This is a genomic window from Bradyrhizobium sp. LLZ17, from assembly GCF_041200145.1.
Lineage (GTDB): Bacteria > Pseudomonadota > Alphaproteobacteria > Rhizobiales > Xanthobacteraceae > Bradyrhizobium.
In genome coordinates this window covers 6,839,551-6,858,154 of record NZ_CP165734.1, presented here as the reverse complement: position 1 = coordinate 6,858,154, position 18,604 = coordinate 6,839,551, and the positions used below count along the sequence as shown (strand labels likewise).

The following is an 18,604-nucleotide window of genomic DNA, read 5'->3' as shown; positions in this document are numbered from 1 at the left end:
GCGCGCCCCCGGAATGACTGTTAGAGGGAAATCCCGATCCGCTTGATTTCCCAATGTAGCTCAATTCCAGAGTTTGCCTTCACCCGTTCGCGCACGGTCTCGCCCAGCGTCTCGATGTCGTGCGCGGTGGCCTCGCCCGTGTTGATCAGGAAATTGCAGTGCATTTTGGACACCTGCGCGCCGCCGACGCGCAAGCCGCGGCAGCCGGCGGCGTCGATCAGTTTCCAGGCGGAATGGCCTGGCGGATTCTTGAAGGTCGAGCCACCGGTCTTCTCCCGAATCGGCTGCGCGGTCTCGCGGTGGCTCTGCACCTCCGCCATGCGCGCGCGGATCGCATCAGGATCCCTGATCTCGCCGCGAAAGCGCGCGGACGTAAAGATGATGGAGGAATCGACGCCGCTGTTGCGATAGACGAAGTTCATCTCGGCGTTGGTGAAGACATGCTTCGTGCCGTCGCGCCCGACACCTCGCGCCTCGATCAGCACGTCCTTAGTCTCGCCACCATTGGCGCCCGCATTCATGCGCAGCGCGCCGCCGATCGTGCCGGGAATGCCGAAGTAGAATTCGAGGCCGGCGATATCAGCGCCAGCCGCCACTTCCGCCACGCGCTTGTCGAGTGCGGCCGCGCCGGCCGTGACGACGTCACCGCTTGCACTCGCATCGCCAAAGGCGCGCGGCGCCAGCCGGATCACAACGCCGGCAATGCCACCGTCGCGCACGATGAGATTGGAGCCGACCCCGACGACGTAGACCGGGATGTCGCTCGGCAGATGTGCCAGGCAATAAGCGAGATCGTCCTCATCGGCCGGTGTGAACAGCACCTGTGCCGGACCGCCGACGCGAAACCAGGTCAGCTCAGCGAGCGACTGGTTCGCCAGCAGGCGGCCGCGCAGCTCGGGCATCGCGGCTTTGAGAGCGGGGGTGATGTCGGGAAATCCCACCGCCCTCACCCCAACGCTTTCAATTCACCCGGCAATGCATACGCCCATTGCGTGATGTTGCCGGCACCGAGGCACACGACGAGATCGCCCGACTTCGCCAATCCCTTGACGATCCCCGCGAGTTCAGTCGCCGCCGGCAGCGGGATCACCTCGCGGTGGCCGTGCGCGCGCAGGCCCGCGACAAAATGATCGCGGTCGATGCCTTCGATCGCAGTCTCACCCGCGGCATAGACGTCCGCGACGATCACCGCGTCGGCATCGTTGAAGCAGGTGCAAAATTCCTCGAACAACGATTGCAGGCGGGTGTAGCGATGCGGCTGCACCACCGCGACGATCTTGCCGTTGGTGGATTCGCGCGCTGCCTTGAGCACCGCCGCGATCTCGACCGGGTGATGGCCGTAATCGTCTATCACGGCAACGCCGTTATATTCGCCGGTCTTGGTGAAGCGGCGCTTGACGCCGCCGAAGCCAGCGATCGCCGCGCGGATCGCATCATCGGAGACGCCGAGCTCGCGCGCGACAGCGATTGCGGCCGTCGCGTTGGACGCGTTGTGGCGGCCCGGCATCGGCAGCATGAGATCGGCGATCTCGTGCACAGCGCCGGACTTGCGATCACGGAACGCAACCTTGAACTTCGATCCGCCGCCCATCGGCGTGAGATCGACCAGCCGCGCATCGGCCTGCGGATTCTCGCCATACGTCATGATGCGGCGATCCTCGATCTTGCCGACCAGGGTTTGCACGACGGGGTGATCGATGCACATCACGGCGAAGCCGTAGAACGGCAGGTTCTCCACGAAAAGCCGAAACGCGTCCTGCACGGCCTCAAAAGTCTTGAAGTGGTCGAGATGCTCGGGATCGACATTGGTGACGATCGCGACCTCGGTCGGGAGCTTCAAAAAAGTACCGTCACTCTCGTCGGCTTCCACCACCATCCAGTCGCCGGCGCCGAGGCGCGCGTTGGAGCCGTAGGCGTTGATGATGCCGCCATTGATGACGGTGGGATCGAGCCCGCCGGCGTCGAGCAGCGTCGCGACCATCGTGGTGGTCGTGGTCTTGCCATGGGTGCCGGCGATCGCAACGCAGCTTTTGAGCCGCATCAGCTCGGCCAGCATCTCGGCGCGGCGCACCACCGGAATGCGCTGCGCGCGCGCGGCCATCAGTTCCGGATTGTCGCGCTTGATCGCCGAGGACACCACGACGACCGCGGCCCCATCGACATTCTCCGCGGCGTGACCGACCGAGACCTTTGCGCCCTTCTTGCGCAGACGGTCGAGATTGTAATTGTCCGAGGCGTCCGAGCCCTGCACCGCGTAGCCGAGATTGACCAGCACCTCGGCGATGCCGCTCATGCCGATCCCGCCGATCCCGACGAAGTGGATGGGTCCGATCTCGCGCGGCAGTCTCATGCTCTGTTCCGTCGTTCCGTCGTCATGCCCGGGCATAAGCGCGAAGCGCGTCTTTGCGCAAGGTGCTCCCGGCCATCCACGAATCCCAAGCTACTTCATGCAAGACGTGGATGGCCGGGACAAGCCCGGCCATGACGGCAAAAATACGAAAATCGGTCCGTTTAGGCTCAGATTCCCGCGACTTTGACCACCAGATCAGCCAGCCGCTCCGCCGCATCGAGCCGGCCGGCGCTACGGGCCGCCCCTGCCATGGCGGCAAGACGCGCGGGTTCGGCGGCGAAGGCGGAGATCTCGGCGGCGAGCCGGTCGGACGAGAACTCGGGCTGCGGGATGCGAGATCGCGCCGTCAACCTTGGCCAGCACGCCGGCGTTGGCGAACTGGTCCTGGTCGATCGAGCCCGGCAGCGGCACCAGGATCGAGGGCCGGCCGATCGCGGCGAGCTCGGCCACGGTGCCGGCGCCGGAGCGCGACACCACCAGATGGTTGGAGGCGAGCCGCGCCGGCAAATCCGTGAAGAACGGCGCGAGCTCGGCATTGATCTTCAGCTTGTCGTACACCGCGCGCACGCGCGCCATGTCCTCGTCGCGCACCTGCTGGGTCAGGATCAGCCGGCCCCACAGCGCGGGCTCGAGCCGTTCGATCGCGCCCGGCACGACATCGGCCATGATGCGTGCGCCCTGGCTGCCGCCGACGACGAGCAGGCGCAGCGGACCATTCACTTCGGGTGCGGCATATGGCATGGCGGCAGCGGCAAGGACCGCCGGCCGCATCGGCGTGCCGACCGTCGTGGTCTTGCCCGATAGCGCGGGATCGCGGTCGAGCACGCCCGGCAGAGATGTTGCGATCGCGCGGACGCGGCCTGCGAGAAACCGGTTGGCGCGGCCGAGCACGGCGTTGGCCTCGTGGATGATCCCGGGCACGCCAGCCAATTTTGCTGCGACCAGCGGCGGCAATGTCGGATAGCCGCCGAAGCCGACCACAGCGACCGGCTTCAATCGCTTGATCAAGCGGTATGCGGACAGCGTGCCGGTGGCGAGCGTGAGCCCGGCATAGGCGAGCTGCAACGGATTGCGGCCGCGCGCGGTTTCACTCGCGACGACGTCGATCATGTCCTTGCTGAACAGACCGCTATAGCGCAGCGCGCGCTCGTCGGTGACGAGGCGCACGCGAAAGCCGCGCCGGATCAGTTCGACCCCAAGCGCCTCGGCGGGAAACAAATGGCCGCCGGTGCCGCCCGCGGCGAGCAGAATCAAGGGAGAATTGTCCATGCTGGGGAAGTTTTACAGTGTCTCTCCCGTCATTGCGAGCGCAGCGAGGCAATCCAGACTGCCACCGCGAAAGGATTCGTGGATTGCTTCGCTGCGCTCACAATGACGAAGAACTACGCGTAGCTGCGCATCGCCTCAGCGTGGCCGCTTGCCTCGACCTCGGTGCGCGGTCGCAGCCGGGTCAGCGCCAGCATCATGCCGACGCCGTAGGAGAGTGACACGATCGAGGAGCCGCCATAGGAGATGAAGGGCAGCGTCATGCCCTTGGCTGGGATGAGCTGGAGGTTGACCGACATGTTGATCGCGGCCTGCACCCCGAACAGGATGGCAAGGCCGGACGCCGCAAAACGCGAGAACATGTCCTCATTGGAATAGGCGCGCGACAGGGTGCGGATCACGACGAAGGCGAACAGCGCCAGCATGGCGAGGCACAGGATGATGCCGAACTCTTCGGCGGCCACCGCGAACACGAAGTCGGTGTGGCTGTCCGGCAGGCTGCGTTTCGCGATGCCCTCGCCCGGCCCGAGCCCGAACCATCCGCCGTTGTAGAAAGCCTCCATCGCGGTATCGACCTGGAAGGTGTCGCCGGAGGCCGGGTTCATAAAGCGCTTGATGCGTCCGGCGACGTGGGGAACGAAGAGATAGGCGCTGAACAGGCCCGCGGCGGCGGCGCCCGCGAGGCCGAACACCCAGATCATGCGCATGCCCGCGATGAAGAACAGCGAGCCCCACACCATCAGGATCAGCATGGTCTGGCCGAAATCCGGCTCCATGATCAGCAGCGAGACCAGCATCAACAGCAGCACCAGCGCCATCGAGGTCGCGGGCATCTCCGGGCGCTTGGTCGATTCCGCGAACAGCCAGGCCGCGATGACGACAAACGACGGCTTGGCGATTTCGGAGGCCTGGATGTTGACGCCGAGCAGCGTGATCCAGCGCCGCGAGCCCTTCACCTCGGGGCCAATAGCCAGCGTCACCACGATCAGGATGATGCTGACGGCAAAGATAATCAGCGCCGAACGCCGGATCGCCCGCGGCGACAGGAAGGAGACGCCGACGAGCACAATGCAGGACGGCAACAGGAACAGCACGTGGCGGCTGAAGAAGTGGAAGGGATCGAGCCCGATGCGGGTCGCAACCGGCGGGCTCGCGGCCAGCGACAGGATGACGCCGGTCAGCATCAACACCAGGATCGCGCCGAGCAGCGGCTTGTCGACGGTCCACCACCACTCGGTAAAGGGGGTGCGTTCTTCACGGGAGAGCATGCGCGGCCGACTTTCGGACAGAGGTCGGTCCATTGGTCGCCGAGGTTGGTTACCGGAGGGTTAAGGAACAGTGGATGTTTGGCGATAGAAGGAGAGTGCCGCCTCAAATGCTCGTCATGCCCCGCGAAGGCGGGGCATCCAGTACGCCGCGGCTTCTCGATGAATCACAGCTGTCACGGAGTACTGGATCGCCCGCCTTCGCGGGCGATGACTGCGGGCATGAGGAGACTGCGCGTCTCACACCGCCGGCTTCACACCCGGCAGCGCCTGCACCAGCTCGCGGAACCTGGTGCCGCGGATTTCGAAGTTCCGATACTGGTCGAAGGAGGCGCAGGCCGGCGACAACAGCACTACCGGCTCGGTCAAGCCTGATGCTTCCGCATCGCGCGCGGCCTGCGCGACCGCGACATCGAGCGTCTGACTGATCTCGTGCGGGACCTGGGCGCCCAGCGTGGCGGAAAATTCCGGCGCGGCTTCGCCGATCAGGTAGGCTTTTCGGATCCGCGGGAAGTAGCCGGTCAAACTGGTGATCCCCCCGCCTTGGGCTTGCCACCGGCGATCCAGAAGATGTCGGCAAAGGACGACAGCGCATGTGCAGTGGCATCCGCGTTGGTGCCCTTGGAATCGTTGACGAACAGCACGTTGGCGCGGCGGCCGACCTGTTCCATGCGGTGGGCGAGGCCCGGAAAGCTGCGCAGGCCGTCCTGCAGCACATCCTGGCTGATGCCCATCGCGAGCGCGGCGGCTGCGGCGCACGCCGCGTTCTGCGCATTGTGCAGGCCGCGCAACGAACCGATGCCGCCGAGCTTCGCGACCTCGCTCTTCGCGCCGCCCGCGGCGCGCATAATCGTGCTGTGCTCGACATAAATGCCGCTCGCCAGCGGGTTCTTGACGGAAATGCGCACCACGTTCTTGCCCGCGCGGTCGAGCCGGTCGGCGATATCGCGGCAGAAGCCGTCGTCGACGCCGACGATCGCGGTGCCAGCGGCCTGCACCCCGGCAACAAGGCGCTCCTTCACCGCGGCGTAATGCGCGATGGTGCCGTGGCGATCGATGTGGTCCTCGCTGACATTGAGCAGAATGCCGACGGAGGGATCGAGCGAGGGCGTGAGGTCAATCTGGTAGGACGACATCTCGATGACGTGGACGCGGCCCATGCGCGGCCGCTCCAGCGACAGGATCGCGGTGCCGATGTTGCCGCCCATCTGGGTGTCGTAGCCGGCGACCTTGGTCAGGTGCGCGATCAGCGCCGTCGTGGTCGACTTGCCATTGGTGCCGGTGATCGCGACGAACGGCGCATCAGGCGCATGCCGCCGCCGCTCGCGGCAGAACAGTTCGATGTCGCCGATCACCTCGATTGCGGCCTCGCGCGCCTTCAGCACGCTCCAATGCGGCACAGGATGAGTTAGCGGCACGCCAGGCGCGAGCACGAGAGCCGCGAAATTCCCCCAGGAGACGTTGCGCAAATCCGCAGTGACGAACCCGGCCTGGGCGGCCCTGGCGACATTCTCGGCGCTGTCGTCACCGGCGATCACCTCGGCGCCGCCGGCCTTCAGTGCATGGCAGGATGCCAGCCCCGAGCCGCCAAGGCCGAACACCGCGACCGTCTTGCCGGCAAAGGAGGTGACGGGGATCATGATGGCGGCTCTGTCATTCCGGGGCTCGCGAAGCGAGAACTATGGTGCGCAATTGCGCACCAGAGAATCTCGAGATCCGGGTTCGACGCTGACGCGTCGCCCCGGAAAGACGGCAAGTTTGATTCACCGAGACCATCATCACCGCAGCTTCAACGTCGACAGCCCGGCGAGCGCCAGCATGACCGAGATGATCCAGAACCGGATCACGATCTGCGGCTCGGTCCAGCCGAGTTGCTCGAAATGGTGGTGGATCGGCGCCATGCGGAAGATGCGCTTTCCCGTGAGCTTGAACGACACCACCTGCACGATGACCGAGACCGCCTCCAACACGAACAATCCGCCGATCACCGCGAGCACGATCTCGTGCTTCACCGCGACCGCAATCGCACCCAGCATGCCGCCGAGCGCAAGCGAGCCGGTGTCGCCCATGAAGATCGAGGCCGGCGGCGCGTTGAACCAGAGGAAACCGAGGCCCGCTCCCAATAGCGCGCCGCAGAGCACCGCGAGTTCGCCGGTGCCCGCGACATATTTGATCTGGAGGTAATCGGCGAACACCGCGTTGCCGGCAAGATAGGCGATCATGGCAAAGCTCGCGGTCGCGATCATCACGGGGACGATTGCCAAGCCGTCGAGGCCGTCGGTGAGGTTCACCGCGTTGCCGGCGCCGACGATGACGAAGGCGCCGAAGACGACGAAGAACCAGCCGAAATGCAGGACCGTGTCCTTAAAGAAGGGAATCGTCAGCGCAGTCGAGGCGGGATCGCGGTTCAGCCGCACCAACGCGTAGCAGGCGACCAGCGCGATCACCCCCTCGATCAGCAGGCGAAGCTTGCCGCCGAACCCGGTCGTGGTCTGTTTCGTCACCTTGAGGTAATCGTCATAGAAGCCGACGAAGCCGAAGCCGAGCGTCACCGCGAGCACGATCCAGACATACGGGTTGAGCGGATTGGCCCATAGCACCGTGCCGACCGTGAGGCCGGACAGGATCATCAGCCCACCCATGGTGGGCGTGCCTTTCTTGCTGAGATGCGATTGCGGGCCGTCGGCCCGGATCGGCTGGCCCTTGCCCTGGCGGATGCGCAGATGATCGATGATCCAGGGCCCGAACAGGAACACGAACAGCGCGCCGGTGACGACGGCGCCGCCGGTGCGGAATGTGATGTAGCGGAAGACGTTCAAGACGGTGCAAATCGCACCAAAGCCCGGAAATGTGTTGGAGAGTTCGATCAGCCAGTAAAACATTCAGACGATCCTATGGCGCCTTTCGCACGCGGGCTTCTTCAGACGCAGACTCGCCTCGCGCGCATTGGCTGGTCTTCATCATGGGGCGGGCGACCTCTAGCAAACTTCACCACAAGAAACCTGCTAGCGTCGCTCCGCAACAAGCTGGGAATGGGAACAGCGCTTCCAAGCAGTTTACGCCTTTGCCTGCAAGGCGGCCACTAGGGCAGGCACAAACTTGTTGACCCAGAACATCTTCTTGCTGCCCTTGACAACCACGACATCGCCTGCCTTCAGGAGCGACGCAACATCGTTCGGCTTCAGCGTGGCGGGATCGTCGTGCCAGCCGAGGCCTTTGCCGGCGGGAAGCACGTCGTAGAGGTGGCGCATCAGGGGACCGACGCAATAGACGCCGTCGATACCGGCAAGATGCGCGGCCATGCCGGTGTGATAGCCGGGCGCGTCGTCGCCCAGCTCGAGCATGTCGCCGAGCACCGCAATGCGGCGGCCACCGCTCATGTGTCGCGCCTGGAGGCTTTGCAGCGCAGCAGCCACGCTGGCCGGATTGCCGTTGAAGCTGTCGTCGATCACGGTGACGCCGCCGACCGCCTGCTCGACTCCTCGGCCGGTCATGATGCCGACCCGATCGAACTTGATCGCGAGCGTCGCCGCATCGAGCTTCGCGGCATAGATCGAGGCGAGCGCAGCCAGCGCATTCTGCACCCGGTGCGGCGCCCCCGGGGTCAGGCTGAACGCGATTTCCGTCTTGCCGATCGCGGCGACCACCTGCCAGCTCTCGCCGTGCGGCGCGTGCGTGATCTCGTGCACTTCGGCGCTCTCGCCGAAACGGACCACCTTGCCCTTCCAGTCGGGTGCCTTGATCCCGGCCGGCAGTACCAGCACACCATCCGACCGCAGACCGAGCGCAATCGACACCTTCTCGCGGCGGATCGCGTCGAGCGAACCGAGCTTTTCCAGATGCACGGGCTGGACGTTGACCACCAGCGCGACCGTCGGCCGCGTCAAGTCGCTGAGCCGCGCGATCTCGCCTCGCTGGTTCATGCCCATTTCGACAACCCAGAGACTGGCATCGGGCCTGGCATTGCACAGCGTCAGCGGCACGCCCCAGAAATTGTTGAAGCTCGACGGGCTCGCATAGGCGCCGGGATAGGCAGCGAGGAATTCCTTGGTGCTGGTCTTGCCGGCGCTGCCGGTGAGGCCGATCACAGGTCCGTTGAAGCGCGCGCGTGCAGCGCGCGCGAGACCCCACAAGCCATCGATCAGCGTATCCTTGACGACGATCTGGGGAATGCGGATGCCCGCGATCTCGTGCGGCACGATCATTGCCACCGCGCCGGAGGCTTCCGCCTTGTCCGCGAACTCCCAGCCGTCTCGCGCGCTGGCGAAGGCGGAGATGAAGCCGCCGCTCGGGGTGCCGCTCAGTGCGACGAACAGACTGCCCGGCTTCACCAGCCGGCTGTCCTGGGTGACGAAGTCGATCGGCGTGACCGGAAACGAACCCGCAGCGCCCAGCGCGCGTGCGACTTCGGCCACGGTCCATATCGGCGCGTTCATGCGACCCTCGACGCTAATGCGGCGGCGACCGCCTCGTGATCACTGAAGGGCAGCACCTCGCCGCCGACGATCTGCCCGGTCTCGTGGCCCTTGCCGGCGACAAGCAGTGCATCGCCGTCTTCCAGTTCCTCGATCGCCGTGCGGATCGCGGCGGCACGGTCGCCGATCTCTCGGGCGCCCTTGGCGGTCGCGAGAATGGCGGCGCGAATGGCTTCCGGCTTCTCGCTGCGCGGATTGTCGTCGGTGACGATGACACGATCGGCATTGTCCGCCGCGATCTCGCCCATGATCGGCCGCTTGCCGGCATCACGATCTCCGCCGGCGCCGAACACGACGACCAGCCTGCGCTTGGCGTAAGGCCGCAACGCCTGCAATGCCTTGGCCAGCGCATCGGGCTTGTGCGCGTAGTCGACGAAGATCGGCGCGCCGTTGCGCTCGCCGACACGCTCCAGGCGCCCCTTGGCGCCTTCGAGATGTTCGAGGCTCGCGAACACAATGGCCGCATCGCTGCCGGTGCCGATGGCAAGCCCGGCCGACACCAGCGCGTTCTCGATCTGGAATTCGCCGACCAGCGGCAGCCGGATCGCATGACGTTTGCCGCGATGCTCCAGTGCAAGCTTTTGCGAAAAACCATCGACCTCGGCTTCGGTGAGGCGGATGCCCTCGCCGGCGCCATCGCCGTTGCGGCCGACCGCCATCACACGCAGGCCGCGGGCCTTCGCCGCATCGATCGCTTCGGCCGAGCAATCATGATCGGCCGAGATCACGGCCGCGCCGCCCGGCGCGACCAGCTCCCGGAACAGCCGCAGTTTCGCTGCAAGATAGTGCGCGACGGTCGGATGGTAATCCATGTGGTCGCGCGAGAGATTGGTGAAGCCGCCGGCCGAGACGCGCACGCCGTCGAGGCGATATTGATCGAGCCCGTGCGAGGACGCCTCGAACGCAAGATGCGTGACGCCGTCGTGGGCGATCTGGTCGAGCTGCCGATGCAGCGCGATCGGATCCGGCGTCGTCAGCGAGCCATAGACCGTCCGCTTCGGCGAGACCAGGCCGATGGTGCCGATGCTGGCCGAGGCATGCCCGAGCCGCTCCCAGATCTGGCGCGTGAACGCGGCGACCGACGTTTTGCCGCTGGTGCCGGTGACCGCGGCTATCGTCGCAGGTTGGGCGGGGAAGAATTTGGCCGCGGCCAGCGCCAGCGCGCGGCGCGGATTGGCAATGGTGATGAAGGGCACCTTGCAACCGGCTGGCGCATGATCGCCGACGACCGCCGCCGCACCTGCGGCGATGGCAGCATCGACGAAGCGTGCACCGTCGGTCTTGCTGCCCGCGAGCGCAAAGAACAAATCCCCCGGCTTGACCGCACGGCTGTCGAGGGCAAGCCCCGTCACGTCGACCGCCGCAACGGCGGGCTCGATTGCGGCATCATTGCCCAGGACATCCTGACCTAAGAGGTCGCGCAGCTTCATGGTCTTCCAGTCGAGACGCCGTGGTGGAGGCCCAATCTTCGGGAAACCCCGACTCAACGGCGGCAATGGCTTCCCCGTTGATTACTGAGTTGTTCTCGATGCCGCAAGAATAAGGCGGTCGGACGGCGGCAGGTCGAAGCGGGGTTCGATGCCCAAAAGCGGTCCAATGCGGGCAATGACATTGCCGGCCGTGGGCACGGCGTTCCAGCCCGAGGTGATGAAGCCGTAGGTCTCCTTCAGCGGCTGCGGCTCGTCGAGCATGATCAGGAGCTGATAACGCGGCTTGTCCGCCGGAAGGATCGCGGTGAAGGCGGTCAGCACGCGCTTCTTGGCATAACGGCCATTGACGACCTTCTCTGCGGTCCCCGTCTTGCCACCGATGTAGTAACCCTTCACGTCGGCCTTGCGCGCGGTGCCGATTTCGGCGTTGAGCCGCATCAGGAAGCGCATCTTTTCCGAGGTCTCAGGCTTGATCACGCGCTTGGCGATGGCCCGTGCTTCCTCCTCCGAGCGTTTGAGGAAGGTCGGCGGAATCAGAAGACCGCCGTTCGCAAGCGCGCTGACGCCCATCACCGCCTGCAACGGCGCAACCGCCATGCCGTGGCCGAACGCGATGGTGATGGTGTTCAGCTCACTCCAGCGCCGCGGCAGGATCGGCGAGGCACTCTCCGGCAGTTCGGTGCGCAGCCGATCGAGCTGCCCCATCTTGCGCAGAAATGCCTTGTGCGCTTCGACGCCCTGCGCAAGGGCAATCCGCGCCGCACCGACGTTGGAGGAGAAGGTGAAAACCTCCTTCATGGAGAGGAAGCGGCCCTTGGGCTCATCGTCATGGATAGCGAATTTGCCGTAGTGCAGCGCCCCTCGTGCGTCCCACATCGAGTCGAGACCGTACTTGCCGGTATCGAGCGCCATCGCCAGCGTGAAGGCCTTGAAGGTCGAACCCATCTCGTAGACGCCCGTGGTCAGGCGGTTGATGCGATCGGGATCGTGGGCTTCTTTCGGATTGTTCGGGTCGAAATCCGGCACCGACACCATCGCCACGATCTCGCCGGTGTTGACGTTGGTGACAAGGCCGGACGCGGCCTTGGAGTGGAACTTCGCCTTGGCCTTCAACAGCTCGTCGCGCAGCGCGTGCTCGACGCGCAGATCGACCGACAGCTCGATCGGCTTTTGCAGGCGGTCGGTGGCGAAGCCCGCGCGGTGGAGATCGGCGAGCCCTTGATTGTCGAGCCACTTCTCCATGCCGGCGATGCCCTGGTTGTCGATGTTGACCAGACCGATGAGGTGGGCGACCTCGTTGCCGCTCGGATAGACGCGCTTGTTCTCGCGCAGGAAGCCGATGCCGGGAATGCCGAGCTTGTGGATGTCCTGCTGCTGCTTCGCCGTGATCTCGCGCTTCAGCCAGACGAAACCCTTGCGCGACGACAGGCGCTCGCGCACCTCGGCCTCGTCGAGGTCGGGCACGGTCGCGGTCAGAAGCTCGATCGCCTCGTCCTTGTCGATGATACGGCGCGGCTCGCCGAACAGGCTCGACGCCTTGACGTCGGTCGCGAGGATCGCGCCGTTGCGGTCGACGATGTCGGGCCGCGCGGTCGCAACCACCTCCTGCGCCGCAGCGCGCCGCGCACTGTGGGCGTCGGCGCCGATCGCGAACATCACGAGCCGGCTGCCGATCAGGAGGTAGACCACCGCAAAGGCGAGTATTGCGAGCCCGACGCGTGCCCGCGCCTTCGCGGCGCGATCGACATTGCGCCCGTAGAGCAGGCTGCGGATCAATCGCTGCCGCCAGGGTTCAACGGGTTTCGCAGGGGTCGCGGGACTCATTGCTTGTCCTCGGGATGAGGCACGGAGCCCGTCACCGTATCCGGATCGCTCGCGGCTTCGATGGTGCTGATCATGGACCCGATCGGATCGGGCTCGCCCGGCCTGAACAAGCGCGGCGGCCGCTCGGGCAGGTTCTTCAATGAGTCATATTGCGTGGCGTTGATCGGCTTGAGCGGCAGATGCCGCTCGGCGAGGCCTTGCAAGCGTAACGGCGCGTCGAGCTTGGCCCAGTCGGAACGCAGCGACGCGATTGCGTCGCGCTGCTCGCGGATTTCCGCATGCAGCCGCAGCACCTTCTCGGTGCGGGCGGTGGAGTCCATCTTGATCCGGTAGACATAGGCCGCCGCGAAGATCAGCGCGCCGATGACGAGGAGGTGGATGATGCGCATGCGCTAGCCACCCCTCATGACGTCGGAGAGTTTTGGCCAGGAGGACGGCTCGCTGTCCTCATGCGCCGGCGCCGAGGTGCGTTCGGCGGCGCGCAGCTTTGCGGAACGGGCGCGCGGATTGTGCGCGATTTCCTCCTCGCCGGCGACGACCGGCCGCCGCGTCAACAGCTCGAAGCTCGGCGCCGCCTGCGCCATTTCCGGCAGATGCCGCGAGCCGCCGCCGGTCTTTGAGCGCAGGCTAAGGAAATTCTTGACGATGCGGTCTTCCAGCGAATGAAACGAGACGACCACGAGACGGCCGCCCGGCCTGAGCACGCGCTCGGCCGCCGCAAGCGCGGTCTGAAGCTCCTCGAGCTCTTCATTGACGAAGATGCGCAGGGCCTGGAACGTCCGGGTCGCCGGATGAATGTCCCCCGGCTTGGAGCGAACCACCCTGCCGACGAGATCGGCGAGGGACCGCGTCGTCGTGAAGGGAGTCTCCTGCCGGTCCGCCACAATGGCGCGGGCCACGCGTCGCGAATGCCGCTCCTCGCCGAAGAGATAGATGATGTCGGCGAGATCGCTTTCCGAGGCGCGGGCGACGATGTCAGCCGCGGTCGGCCCCGCCTGCCCCATCCGCATGTCGAGCGGCCCGTCGAGGCGGAACGAGAAGCCGCGGCCGGCCTGGTCGAGCTGCATCGAGGAGACGCCGACGTCCATCACCACGCCATCGACGGCGTCGATGCCTTGGGTCGCGCAGACCTCGGCGAGATTCGAGAAACGGTCCTCGACCAGCGTCAGCCGGCCGGCGGAACGCTCGACCAGCTCGGCGCCACCGGCGATCGCCGTGCGATCGCGATCGATCGCGATCAGGCGGGTTCCCGGCACGTCGAGTATCGCTCGGCTATAACCACCGGCGCCGAACGTCGCATCAACATAGATGCCGCCCTCGCGCGGCGCGAGATGATCGATCGCCTCGCGGCCAAGCACGGGAATGTGGGGCACGGAACTCATGCGCCGTGCCTGCCGAACGACCGGATGATATCGGGGGCGAGAAAGCCCATCACGCCTCGAATGATTCCGCGTCGCGGCGGTTCCACGACCCAACCTCTGTCCAGCATGCTTGCCGAGCCCGGTCGTCCCAGGTGGCACGCCCGGTGTTCCCAGTGGAATTTGTCGGGCAGCCATGGAATTTCGAGCCAAGAACGCTTTGGCCGCCTCCGGACGCGGGTCGGCTCTTCACCTCTTAGTAACGGCCCTTAGCGTTAAGAAAGCGTTGATCGCTCGGTTACAAGTCGAAAAGGTGAAGGGACGGTGATGCGTCATCCACACACTAAGCCCAAAATGCACCCGTTAACCGCACCGCGCGATTGCGCGAAGCGGACGGTAAAGGAATAGTAAAGAGAAGGGCTTGGCCCACTCCCCTGTCCGACTTGAGCTGTTTATGCCGTCCGGTCCGTCCACGCCGTCTGGAACTGACTCGAAGCGTCAGCGCGTTCTCCCGGTTCCCAAGGCCGCGGCGAACATGCGGACGTTCGAGCCGGATTCCTCGATCGTCTCCGACATCATCCCCTCGCCCAATCACGGCGAGCGCAACAAGGGACGGCAGCCCGACATGATCGTGCTGCACTACACCGGCATGCCCGATGTCGAGGGCGCGCTGGCGCGTCTGTGCACGGCAGGGACCGAAGTGTCGGCGCATTACGTCGTGCTCGAGGACGGCCGCATCGTGCAATGCGTACCGGAAGCCAGGCGCGCCTGGCATGCCGGCGTCTCGTCCTGGGCCGGCGAGGACGACATCAACTCCTGCTCGATCGGGATAGAGATCGTCAATCGCGGCCACGATTGGGGCTATCCCGAGTACCCGCTGCGCCAGATCGCGGCCGTGATCGCGCTTTGCCGCGGCATCATGCTTCGCCGAAAAGTGTCGGCGCAGCGGGTGCTCGGTCATTCCGACGTGGCGCCCGCGCGCAAGAAGGACCCCGGCGAAAAATTTCCGTGGCATTCGCTGGCCAATTCCGGCGTCGGTCATTGGGTCACGCCCGCACCCGTGGTGCGCGGCGAGAGCCTGATGCTCGGCACCATCAGCGACGAGGTGCTGAGCCTGCAGCAGGCACTCGCCCGATATGGCTATGGCGTGCCGCTGACCGGCAAATACGACGCATCGACGATGGAAGTCGTCACCGCCTTCCAGCGCCATTTCCGCCCGGCGCGACTCGACGGTGTCGCCGATCACTCGACGCTGTCGACCTTGCAGGCGCTGCTGGCGAGCCTGCCGGCGGAAGGGACCAACGTCGCATCAAAGTGACGATGCTAACCACAGGCTCGTCATTGCGAGGAGCTCTTGCGACGAAGCAATCCAGACTGTTTCAGAGGAGGCAGACTGGATTGCTTCGCTGCGCTCGCAATGACGGAGGATGTGGCCGCTAGTCCATCTCCCTCACCCGCCGCGCATACAGCCTCCGCAGCGGCTCCAACTGCGTCGCCCCGGTCGCCGCTGCGTACGCTTCGCGCGCTTCCTCCTTGCGCCCAAGCCTTCGCAACAAATCCGCGCGCACCGCCGGCAGCAGCTCGTAGCCATCGAGCCGACCGCGTGCCGCGATGGCATCCACGAGATCGAGCGCGCGCGCAGGACCGTCGACCATCGAGACTGCGGCAGCGTGGTTGAGCTCGATCACCGGCGACGGACTGATACGCAGCAGCACTTCGTAGAGCCCCGCGATCTGCGGCCAATCGGTCTGCTCAAAGCTCGGCGCCCGGGCATGCAGCGCGGCAATCGCCGCCTGCACCACATAGGGCTGCGGCCGGCCGGGCACGCGCAACGCGTCGTCCACCAACTGCAATCCCTGCTCGATCTGCGCGCGATCCCACAGCGAACGGTCCTGCTCTTCCAGCAGCACGATGTCGCCCGCAGCCGTTTCGCGCCCGGCGCGGCGCGCATCGTGCAGCAGCATCAACGCAAGCAGGCCCTTGATCCCGGCGCGATCCGGCATCAGCCGGTCGAGCAACCGGCCGAGCCTGATCGCCTCGACCGCGAGATCGGGCCGCATCAAATCCGCGCCTGAGGTCGCGACATAACCTTCGGTGAAGACGAGATAGATCACGGCGAGCACGCCGTTGAGCCGCGGCGCCAGCGCGGCATGCTCCGGCACCTCGTAGGGAATGCCGGCGAGCCTGATCTTCTGCTTGGCGCGGACGAGGCGCTGTGCCATCGCCTCCTCGCCGACGAGGAACGCGCGCGCCACCTGCGCTGTGGAGAGGCCGCAGACGGTGCGCAGCGTGAGCGCGACCCGGACTTCGGCCGCGAACGCCGGATGGCAGCAGGTGAAGATCAGCCGCAGCATATCGTCGTCGAGTGTCGCCGCCGGCTCGTCGGGCCCTTGGGCATTGAGCTCGAGCTCGTGCACCAGCGCCTGCTGCCTGGCGCGAAACGCAACCTGGCGGCGAATGCGGTCGATTGCCTTGTTGCGGGCGACGTTGACCAGCCAGGCGCGCGGATTGTCGGGGACCTCGCACGCCGACCAGCGCTCCAGCGCGACGGCAAAGGCGTCCTGGAGCGCATCTTCGGCAAGATCGAAATCACCGACGAGGCGGATCAGCGTGGCCAGCGCCCGCCCCGCCTCGTCGCGGAAGATCTTTTCGATGTCGGCAGGAGAGATCACTTGTAGATCATGACCGGCCTGACCTCGATCGACCCTTCCCTGGCTTCGGGAATCCGCGCAGCCAGGGCAATGGCAGTGTCGAGATCCTTGGCCTCGACCAGATAATAGCCGCCGAGCTGTTCGCGGGTCTCCGCAAATGGGCCGTCGGTCGTCAGGGTCTTTCCTTCGCGCACGCGCACGGTGGTCGCCGTCGTTGTCGGCTGAAGTCCGTCGCCGGCCTTGAAGTTGCCACTCTGGATGATGGACTGCGTATAAACGCCGTACTCCGCCGACACCGCCTGACGGTCGGCGGGGGACATGTTGCTCAGTTTCGCTTCGTTCCGGTAGATCAGCAGCAGATATTGCATTCCTTAGCTCCTGTTGTTCGGCTGGATCGCCGACACCCAGTCGAACGGGGTGCACACCAGACGACATCTTCAGGATAAATTATTTGCAGGCCGCGTGCGCGGCGATCTCCGCTTGACGGAACCGTCACAAATGGCCCATGCGTAAGCCGTCAGTCGGCCGGACGGCCGCCCCTGCAAGTGCCGAAAGGCCGCCGGGGAGGAAAGTCCGGGCTCCCTTGACATGCGGTGCCGGATAACGTCCGGCGAGGGTGACCTCAGGGAAAGTGCCACAGAGAACGAACCGCCCGCCTTCGCCCCTTCGGGGCCATGGCGTGACAGGCCCTCGGGCTCGCCACGCCGAAGCAGCGCAAGCTGCGCAGGCGGGTAAGGGTGAAAAGGTGCGGTAAGAGCGCACCGCGGCTTCGGCAACGGAGCCGGCATGGTAAACCCCACCGGGAGCAAAACCGAATAGGGACGGCAAATGCGGGCCGATCGCGCAAGCGATAACGCCGCGGGGCGATGTCAGGCCCGCCGTCCGGGTAGGTTGCTCGAGGCCATGTGCAAACATGGTCCCAGAGGAATGGCCGTCACGTATCGCCGGCGCAAGCAGGCGGTGCCCTACAGAACCCGGCTTACAGGCCGGCTGATACTCTAAAGCGTTTTCGCGCGAAGTGGTTTTCCGGTTCGCGTGAAGAAAACGCGTCTTGCTAAGGAAGCAACGAGGGGTTCGGCGCTAACGTGCCGGGCCCCTCACCATTTTAGACCACCGCCGTCATTCCGGGGCTCGCGAAGCGAGAACCGGGAATCCATTCGTCCACCGACTCTGCCGCCTGATGGATTCCGGGTTCGTGCTGCGCACGCCCCGGAATGACGGCTGTGAGTCAGCCGACGATCTCGCTCAACACGCCCATCAGCGCCTCCGGCGCGGTAACATTCGGCGCATGACTGGCTTCCAGCTCGACATAGCGCCAGCCATCTTCGTTCTTGGTCCTTTTGGCGAACTGCCCGAACACATCGCCCGGTGGAATGCGCTTGCAGTAGATGTAGCTGCGCGGCATCGCCGGCTCGCCGTGTTCGAGCTTCAGTCTCGTCTCGAAACATTTGATCGGCATGGCCACGCGGCGCGCATTGAGCCAGTCGAGATCGGCTTGCGGCGTATCCGGCGGCGGCGGGTTCGGCGGAATGCGATAGCCGTCACCCGAGCTTGCTGCCTTGCGCATCGGCTCACGCCCGCCTTCATTGAGATCAAACAGCGACTGGCCGTCGCGCGGCACGAAGGCGTCGAGATAAATCAGTTGCGTGATGCGCTCTCGCGCGCGATCGGCAACACCCGTGGCGACCATGCCGCCATAGCTGTGGCCGAGCAGCACGAGGTCGCGGAGGTCCTCGAACTTGATGACGTTGAGGATGTCCTGGATATGGGTATCGAGATCGATCGCTGGACCTGCGAGATGCGCGCGCTCACCGAGCCCGGTATAGGTCGGCGTGACCAGGCGGTGCCCGACCTGCGCCATCAGCGGATGCATCTTCTTCCAGGACCATCCGCCGGACCACGCACCGTGACAGAGCAGGAAGGTCTTCGAGCGTGCGGTCATCGGCGTTTCCATCGCTTTTGTTGATGCGATGGAGTGTAGCGGC

Annotated in this window: 13 protein-coding genes, 1 other RNA gene and 2 pseudogenes; 2 read left to right on the top strand and 14 right to left on the bottom strand. The window is 65.4% G+C overall.

Annotation, left to right across the window (positions count from 1 at the left end):
• Positions 1–20: 20 nt before the first annotated feature.
• From murB to rsmH, 11 genes and pseudogenes are all read right to left on the bottom strand, one after another.
• Entirely contained in the window at positions 21–941 is a 921-nt protein-coding gene (gene murB / locus AB8Z38_RS32885) for a UDP-N-acetylmuramate dehydrogenase (protein ID WP_369721732.1), read from the bottom strand.
• Between the two features lie 5 nt (positions 942–946).
• Complete coding sequence (gene murC / locus AB8Z38_RS32880) at positions 947–2,350, bottom strand: UDP-N-acetylmuramate--L-alanine ligase (protein ID WP_369721731.1); 1,404 nt, start codon at positions 2,348–2,350, stop codon at positions 947–949.
• Positions 2,351–2,517: 167 nt separating this feature from the next.
• Positions 2,518–3,619 (bottom strand): annotated as a pseudogene (murG, locus tag AB8Z38_RS32875) (undecaprenyldiphospho-muramoylpentapeptide beta-N-acetylglucosaminyltransferase).
• A 113-nt stretch (positions 3,620–3,732) separates the two neighbouring features.
• Positions 3,733–4,884, bottom strand: a complete 1,152-nt coding sequence (gene ftsW / locus AB8Z38_RS32870) for a putative lipid II flippase FtsW (protein ID WP_369721730.1) — start codon at positions 4,882–4,884, stop codon at positions 3,733–3,735.
• 237 nt (positions 4,885–5,121) lie between these two features.
• Positions 5,122–6,521, bottom strand: a pseudogene (gene murD, locus AB8Z38_RS32865) (UDP-N-acetylmuramoyl-L-alanine--D-glutamate ligase).
• Positions 6,522–6,659: 138 nt separating this feature from the next.
• Positions 6,660–7,763, bottom strand: coding sequence for a phospho-N-acetylmuramoyl-pentapeptide-transferase (gene mraY, locus AB8Z38_RS32860; RefSeq protein ID WP_369721729.1), 1,104 nt, complete (start codon positions 7,761–7,763; stop codon positions 6,660–6,662).
• Between the two features lie 174 nt (positions 7,764–7,937).
• Complete coding sequence (murF, locus tag AB8Z38_RS32855; RefSeq protein WP_369721728.1) at positions 7,938–9,317, bottom strand: UDP-N-acetylmuramoyl-tripeptide--D-alanyl-D-alanine ligase; 1,380 nt, start codon at positions 9,315–9,317, stop codon at positions 7,938–7,940.
• The gene (locus AB8Z38_RS32850; RefSeq protein WP_369721727.1) at positions 9,314–10,786 is read right to left on the bottom strand and encodes a UDP-N-acetylmuramoyl-L-alanyl-D-glutamate--2,6-diaminopimelate ligase; all 1,473 of its coding nucleotides are present in this window, start codon (positions 10,784–10,786) and stop codon (positions 9,314–9,316) included. The genes murF and AB8Z38_RS32850 overlap by 4 nt, the downstream gene beginning before the upstream one ends.
• Positions 10,787–10,867: 81 nt before the next feature.
• Positions 10,868–12,610 carry a peptidoglycan D,D-transpeptidase FtsI family protein gene (locus tag AB8Z38_RS32845; RefSeq protein ID WP_369721726.1) on the bottom strand — a complete coding sequence of 581 codons (1,743 nt, stop codon included), beginning with the start codon at positions 12,608–12,610 and terminating at the stop codon, positions 10,868–10,870.
• A complete protein-coding gene (locus AB8Z38_RS32840; RefSeq protein ID WP_369721725.1) occupies positions 12,607–12,999 on the bottom strand; it encodes a hypothetical protein in 393 nt (130 codons plus the stop codon). Before AB8Z38_RS32840 ends, AB8Z38_RS32845 begins: the two co-directional genes overlap by 4 nt.
• 3 nt (positions 13,000–13,002) lie before the next feature.
• Entirely contained in the window at positions 13,003–13,992 is a 990-nt protein-coding gene (gene rsmH / locus AB8Z38_RS32835; protein ID WP_369721724.1) for a 16S rRNA (cytosine(1402)-N(4))-methyltransferase RsmH, read from the bottom strand.
• Positions 13,993–14,503: 511 nt separating this feature from the next.
• Between rsmH and AB8Z38_RS32830 the strand changes: the two genes are divergently transcribed.
• Positions 14,504–15,286 carry an N-acetylmuramoyl-L-alanine amidase gene (locus AB8Z38_RS32830; protein ID WP_369721723.1) on the top strand — a complete coding sequence of 261 codons (783 nt, stop codon included), beginning with the start codon at positions 14,504–14,506 and terminating at the stop codon, positions 15,284–15,286.
• A 118-nt stretch (positions 15,287–15,404) separates the two neighbouring features.
• Here the strand turns inward: AB8Z38_RS32830 and AB8Z38_RS32825 are convergent, their stop codons facing one another.
• Positions 15,405–16,637 (bottom strand): RNA polymerase sigma factor, encoded by a 1,233-nt coding sequence (locus tag AB8Z38_RS32825; RefSeq protein ID WP_369726662.1) that lies wholly within the window; start codon positions 16,635–16,637, stop codon positions 15,405–15,407.
• The gene (locus tag AB8Z38_RS32820; RefSeq protein ID WP_369721722.1) at positions 16,637–16,987 is read right to left on the bottom strand and encodes a YciI family protein; all 351 of its coding nucleotides are present in this window, start codon (positions 16,985–16,987) and stop codon (positions 16,637–16,639) included. The genes AB8Z38_RS32825 and AB8Z38_RS32820 overlap by 1 nt, the downstream gene beginning before the upstream one ends.
• A 149-nt stretch (positions 16,988–17,136) precedes the next feature.
• On the opposite strand from AB8Z38_RS32820, the gene rnpB reads away from it, so the two are divergent.
• An RNA gene (rnpB, locus tag AB8Z38_RS32815) (RNase P RNA component class A) lies at positions 17,137–17,617 on the top strand.
• A gap of 230 nt (positions 17,618–17,847) precedes the next feature.
• Here rnpB and AB8Z38_RS32810 read toward each other — a convergent pair.
• Entirely contained in the window at positions 17,848–18,561 is a 714-nt protein-coding gene (locus AB8Z38_RS32810; RefSeq protein ID WP_369721721.1) for an alpha/beta fold hydrolase, read from the bottom strand.
• Positions 18,562–18,604: the final 43 nt, after the last annotated feature.

Bases quoted from the DNA above. Each gene is read 5' to 3' on its own strand.
- murC (WP_369721731.1), bottom strand. From the start codon at position 2,350: ATGAGACTGCCGCGCGAGATCGGACCCATCCACTTCGTCGGGATCGGC.
- ftsW (WP_369721730.1), bottom strand. From the start codon at position 4,884: ATGCTCTCCCGTGAAGAACGCACCCCCTTTACCGAGTGGTGGTGGACC.
- mraY (WP_369721729.1), bottom strand. From the start codon at position 7,763: ATGTTTTACTGGCTGATCGAACTCTCCAACACATTTCCGGGCTTTGGT.
- murF (WP_369721728.1), bottom strand. From the start codon at position 9,317: ATGAACGCGCCGATATGGACCGTGGCCGAAGTCGCACGCGCGCTGGGC.
- AB8Z38_RS32850 (WP_369721727.1), bottom strand. From the start codon at position 10,786: ATGAAGCTGCGCGACCTCTTAGGTCAGGATGTCCTGGGCAATGATGCC.
- AB8Z38_RS32845 (WP_369721726.1), bottom strand. From the start codon at position 12,610: ATGAGTCCCGCGACCCCTGCGAAACCCGTTGAACCCTGGCGGCAGCGA.
- AB8Z38_RS32840 (WP_369721725.1), bottom strand. From the start codon at position 12,999: ATGCGCATCATCCACCTCCTCGTCATCGGCGCGCTGATCTTCGCGGCG.
- rsmH (WP_369721724.1), bottom strand. From the start codon at position 13,992: ATGAGTTCCGTGCCCCACATTCCCGTGCTTGGCCGCGAGGCGATCGAT.
- AB8Z38_RS32830 (WP_369721723.1), top strand. From the start codon at position 14,504: ATGCGGACGTTCGAGCCGGATTCCTCGATCGTCTCCGACATCATCCCC.
- AB8Z38_RS32820 (WP_369721722.1), bottom strand. From the start codon at position 16,987: ATGCAATATCTGCTGCTGATCTACCGGAACGAAGCGAAACTGAGCAAC.
- AB8Z38_RS32810 (WP_369721721.1), bottom strand. From the start codon at position 18,561: ATGACCGCACGCTCGAAGACCTTCCTGCTCTGTCACGGTGCGTGGTCC.